General features: G+C 64.1%; 6 protein-coding genes. All 6 read right to left on the bottom strand.

Features of this window, described 5'->3' with window-relative positions; all coding sequences use genetic code 11:
- On the bottom strand, positions 1-497 hold a 497-nt coding region (locus tag I5M_RS05360), incomplete at its 3' end, for a cation diffusion facilitator family transporter (RefSeq protein WP_022720469.1).
- Positions 498-599: 102 nt separating this feature from the next.
- The gene (locus I5M_RS05350; protein ID WP_022720467.1) at positions 600-1,568 is read right to left on the bottom strand and encodes a zinc-binding dehydrogenase; all 969 of its coding nucleotides are present in this window, start codon (positions 1,566-1,568) and stop codon (positions 600-602) included.
- A gap of 29 nt (positions 1,569-1,597) precedes the next feature.
- Entirely contained in the window at positions 1,598-2,593 is a 996-nt protein-coding gene (locus I5M_RS05345; RefSeq protein WP_022720466.1) for a nitronate monooxygenase family protein, read from the bottom strand.
- Between the two features lie 246 nt (positions 2,594-2,839).
- Complete coding sequence (locus I5M_RS05340; RefSeq protein WP_022720465.1) at positions 2,840-3,625, bottom strand: fumarylacetoacetate hydrolase family protein; 786 nt, start codon at positions 3,623-3,625, stop codon at positions 2,840-2,842.
- A 174-nt stretch (positions 3,626-3,799) separates the two neighbouring features.
- A complete protein-coding gene (locus I5M_RS05335) occupies positions 3,800-4,780 on the bottom strand; it encodes a 2-dehydropantoate 2-reductase (protein ID WP_022720464.1) in 981 nt (326 codons plus the stop codon).
- Between the two features lie 103 nt (positions 4,781-4,883).
- The coding region (locus tag I5M_RS05330; RefSeq protein ID WP_022720463.1) for an MFS transporter at positions 4,884-5,520 on the bottom strand (637 nt) is incomplete at its 5' end.

Below are 5,520 nucleotides of genomic sequence, written 5' to 3'. Positions count from 1 at the left end.
GCGGCGAGACGCGAATGACCGAGCACGTCGGATGCGAAGTGCAAGGCGTCGGCGGCGAGTGCCTGGCTCTTGGTGGCAACAGCGGTCCGATGCAGCGCCCAGGCGCGCCAGAGATTGACCAGAATATCGACGCCGAGCACGCCGAACGCGAACAGCGAGAAGGTCGGCGGCGGAACGCCTTCGCGCAGCCGGCTGTAGGCTTCGACCAGAATGCCGCCCGCCAGTACGTAGAGCATGGCGATGACGCCGAGCGCCGACAGGCTCTCGATCTTGCCATGGCCATAGTGATGTTCGTCGTCGGCAGGCCGATCCGACACCCGCACGACGAACCAGGTGATGATGGTGGCGACCAGGTCGATCGCGCTGTGCAACGCTTCGGAGATCAGCGCCAGCGATCCAATCGCCAGACCGATCAGCAGTTTCGCCGCAGCCATGCTGCCGCTCGCCACGATCGAGATCGCAGCCACGCGGACTTTGTTATGCGCCAGGTCGCTCATGGGGCGGGATTTAGCAGCCCGCCGCGACGCGGAAAAGGCGGTGCTAGGGATCAACTTCGCAAAGATGCGAATGATTCTTATCGCGTAGAGTTGGTCCGACGCCTACAGCGTCACGACAATCTTGCCGAGGTGCTGGTTTGCTTCCATGTGGGCGAACGCTGCCCCGATCTCGGCGAAGGGGAAGACACGGTCGATCGGCAGCTTCAGCTTGCGCTGTTCCACCGCCGGCCAGATGTCGCCGCGAACTTGACGGAAGATTTCGCGGATCTCCTCGATACTGCGTGATCGGAAGGTGACGCCGACATAGTCGATGCGCCGTGCCGCGTGCAGATCGAAATTGAAGTCGGCGTGTGAGCCGCCCAAGCGGCCGACATTGACAATGCGGCCGAGCACGCGTGTGGCGGCGAGCGTCTGGTTGGCGAGCTTGCCTGACACCTGGTCGATGACCAGATCGACGCCCGCGCCGCCGGTCGCGGCCAGCACCTGATCGACCCAGCCGTCGCCCGTCGTGTCGATCGCCAGATCGGCGCCGAATTCGTGCAGCCGGTCGCGGCGGCTCTTGTTGGTCGACGAGCCGATCACCAGCCGCGCCCCTTTGAACTTGGCGATCTGCAGCGCCATAAGGCCGACGCCGGAACTCGCGCCTTGGATCAGCACGCTCTGCCCTGAGCGCAGCTTTCCGATCGCCACCAGCGCGTTGTGCATGGTGGTGAGCGCGACCGGCAGAGTGGCGGCGTCCTCGAAGCTCATGCTGCCCGGGATCGGGAGCACCCGGCCGTAATCGGCCAGCGTATATTCGGCGAAGGCCGCCGCGCCGGAGCCCATCACGCGGTCGCCGACCTTGCAGCCCGGCGCGTCCGGGCCAACCGCTTCGATCTCCCCCGCCCATTCCATGCCCAGCACGGTGCCGACGCCGCCGGCTGCGCCATGCGCCTGGCCCTTGGTCATGCCGAGGTCGGCGCGATTGAGGCCGCAGGCGCGAACCTTGATCAGCACCTGTGTGCCGGTCGGCGCGGGCTTTTCGACGTCGCTGATTGCGGCACCGCTTGCGCCGTAGACAAAGGCTTTCATGGCTGTATTCCCGTCGTTCGCCACACTCGCTATTCTGCGGCTTGGCGTGTCGCTCCGGATAGCATCGCTTCGAGCCGGGCGCGAATGATTGATTCCGCCTCACGGACGATGCGCGATACCAGTTCGGCACAACTCGGCACATCGTGGATCAGGCCTTGAACCATACCGGCCGACCACACGCCCTCGTCGGTGTCGCCATTGACATAGACCATCTTGCCGCGCGCACCCGCGACCAGCTCCTTCACCTGCTCGAACGTCGCGCCCTGTTTCTCGAGTGCGATCACTTGCTGGCTGACCGCGTTCCTGGCGACGCGCGAGGTGTTGCGTAGCGTGCGGAAGATGAGGTCGGTCGAGCGTTCGTCGTTGGCGACGATCTTCTCCTTCACCGCTTGATGAATCGGGCTCTCTTTGGTGCACATGAAACGTGTGCCCATGTTGATGCCGTCGGCCCCGAGCGCCAATGCCGCGACGAGGCCGCGCGCATCGGCAAAGCCGCCCGAAGCAATCATCGGAATCTTGATCTTGTCGGCGGCGGCCGGGATCAGTACGAGGCCGGGCGTGTCGTCCTCGCCGGGATGGCCGGCGCATTCGAAGCCGTCGATCGAAATGCCGTCAACGCCCATCCGTTCGGCCGACAGCGCGTGACGCACGCTGGTGCATTTGTGCAGCACCTTGACGCCGTGCTTCTTGAATTCCTCGACATGCTCCTGCGGCTTGTTGCCGGCAGTCTCGACGATCTTGATGCCGGCTTCGATGATCGCCTGGCGATACTCCGCATAAGGCGGCGGCTTGATCGCCGGCAGGATGGTGAGGTTCACGCCGAACGGCTTATCGGTCATGTCGCGGCAGCGCGCGATCTCCTTGGTGAGATCTTCCGGCGTCGGCTGAGTCAGAGCCGTGATCATGCCCAGCGCGCCGGCATTGGCCACCGCAGCGACCAGCTCGGCACGGCCGACCCATTGCATGCCGCCTTGCACGATCGGGTGCTCGACGCCGAAAGTCTCGGTGAAACGGGTCTTGATCATGATGGGAGTCCTCGGACGTTCGCGGCGCCTGACGCGCCTGTTGCTGTTGCCTTAGGGGAGCTTGCCGAACCGAGTGCGAAATGTCCAATGCGCGGGTCGGAGAGGCATCCTCTCGCCGAGTCATTCCGGGGCGCTCGCGCAGCGAGCGAACCCGGAATCTCGGCGCCAACGGAAGCGGGTAGCCAATAGCTTCTGGATTCCGGGTTCGCGAACTGCGTTCGCGCCCCGGAATGACCGGAAGGATGTCTAAGCTTTCACCGCCTGATGGAATTCGTTGTGCAGCTCACCGATGCCTTCGATGGCGATGGTGACGCTGTTGACCGGCTCCTTCATCACGCCGACGCCGATCGACGTGCCGCAGCAGATCAGGTCACCGGGCTCCAGTGTCATGTCGGCCGACAGCAGGCTGACCAGCTTGTGCGGCTGAAAGATCATGTCGGAGACCGGATAGTTCTGCCGCTCGGCCCCGTTGAGAATGGTGCGGATCGATAGCGTCGCCGGATGCAGATCGGTGGCGATCGCCGGGCCGAACGGGCCGAAGCCGTCGAAGCTCTTGGCGCGTGCCCATTGCGGGAAGCTCGGATCGCGGTTGAGGATGTCGGCCGCGGTGACGTCGTTGACGCAGGTGTAGCCGAAAATGTACTCGCCGGCTTCGGCTTCCGAGATGTTGCGGCAGGTTCTGCCGATGACGATGCCGAGCTCGCCTTCATACACCACCTTGCCGTCGTACGAGGCCGGCCGGTTGACCACCGAGCCGTGCGCCGCGACGCTGGTCGTGGCCTTCAGGAAGTACAGCGGCTCGGGAGGAATCGACTGATTGAGCTTGGCGGCGAGAGCCTTGAAGTTGTTCCACAAGCCGATGATCTTGCCCGGCGCGCAGGGCGCCAGCAGTTCGACATCGCCGAGCTGCAGCGTCTGGCCGGTCGGCTGGTTGGCGCCGAACATGTCGCCGCTATGCACCGCGATGTCGGAATGCGCGATGGTGCCGAACCCGATCGCGCCCTCGGCGCGGAAGCGAACCCATTTGGTCACGGCGTGTTCTCCTTGAATTCTGAAGCTGTTGGTCGTCGAGGCGATAGCCAAGCTAACAGCGTCATGCCCGGGCTTGACCCGGGCATCCACGCGTTCAAAGCAAGGCCCCGCTTGTTGTCGTGGATGGCCGGGTCAAGCCCGGCCATGACGTGGAGAGAGCGACTACGCGAGCTATTAGTACAGCCCCGCCACCTTCGCGCGCTGGATGACGAGGCCGAGGACGGAGTCGATCGCCGGGGTGGGGATGTTGGTCATGCGGCCCATTTCCTGCACCACGGTGACCAGCGGGTCGATTTCCATCGGCCGGCCGCGTTCGAGGTCCTGTAGCATCGAGGTTTTGTGGGCACCGACCTTGCGGGCGCCTTCGATGCGGCGTTCGACGTCGACGCGGAATTTGACACCGAAGGTCTCGGCGATCTGCTGGGCTTCCAGCATCATCGCTTTCGACAGCGCCCTCGTCGCCGGATCGGAGCATATCACGTCGAGCGTGGCGTGGGTGAGGGCGCTGATCGGATTGAAGCAGACGTTGCCCCACAGCTTCAGCCAGATCTCGTCGCGGATGCGATCGAGGATCGGCGCCTTGAGGCCCGACGCTTCGAACACTTTCGACAGGTTCTGAATGTCGGTCGTGGTTTCGCCGGAGGCTTCGCCGAGCGGGAATTTGTCGCCGTAGACGTGGCGGATGACGCCGGGGCCTTCGAGCTCGGTCGCCGGATAGACGATGCAGCCGATGCCGCGCTCGGGCCCGAGTTCCTTCCACTGCCGGCCGCCGGGATCGATGCTCTCCAGCGTGCGGCCTTCGAAGGCGTTGCCGCCGTGCTTGTAGAAGTACCAATAGGGAATGCCGTTGACCGCAGTGACGATGCGCGTGTGGTCGCCGAGCAGCGGCTTCATCGAGTCGATCGCGCCGGTGATCGAATGCGCCTTCAGGCAGATGATGATGACGTCCTGAACGCCGAGTTCGGCCGGCTTGTCGGTGGCCTTGACCTTGGCGACGCGCTCCTCGTCGTTGATGAGCAGCTTGAGGCCGTGCTCCTGCATCGCTGCAAGATGCGCACCGCGTGCCACCAGGCTGACGTCGGCCGCGCCGGATTGCGCCAGTTGCACGCCGAGATAACCGCCGATCGCGCCGGCGCCGTAAATACAAACTTTCATCGATGACCCATCGGTGAGACGATTACAAGAATGGCGTGGCCACTGCGGCCACGCCGGGGGAAGACGGAGACGGCTTGGGCAAAAGAGCCGCCGCCGTTACCGATCAGATCGAGCCGCTGCTCGCGACGACCTTGCGTCGCCACGGCTTGAGCAGGAATAGCGCCAGCAGCGATGCCAGGATGTTGGCACCGGCCGCAATCAGGAACACGCCGTCCCAGCTGCCGCTCGATTGCTGCAGCGTGTTGGCGAACGGCACCAGCAGCGCAGCCGTGCCCTTCGCCGTGTACAGCAGGCCGGCATTGGTGGTGGCGAATTTGCTGCCGAACGTATCCGTGCAGGTCGACGGGAACAGCGAGTAGATCTCGCCCCAGGCGAAGAACACCAGACCCGACAAGATCACGAACCACACCGGATCCTGGCCGTGGGCGTAGAGCGCGTAGATGCCGATGCCTTCGAGGCCGAAGGCGATGAACATCGTGTTCTCGCGGCCGATTTGATCGGAGATCCAGCCGAAGAACGGGCGCGTCAGGCCGTTGAGGATGCGGTCGAACGTCGCCGCGAAGGTGACGGCCGTCATGGTCATGGCCATCAGCGTCACCGGCGTGTCGGCTATCTTCCAGTCCGCGGCGATCGGCTTGAGGTTGGCGGTGATCATCAGGCCGCCTGCTCCGACGATCACGAACATGAAGTACATCAGCCAGAAGATCGGCTGACGGATCACTTCGCCGGGCTGATAGTCG

The organism is Rhodopseudomonas sp. B29, from assembly GCF_000333455.1.
Lineage (GTDB): Bacteria > Pseudomonadota > Alphaproteobacteria > Rhizobiales > Xanthobacteraceae > Rhodopseudomonas.
This window is presented reverse-complemented; position numbering and strand designations above follow the sequence as displayed.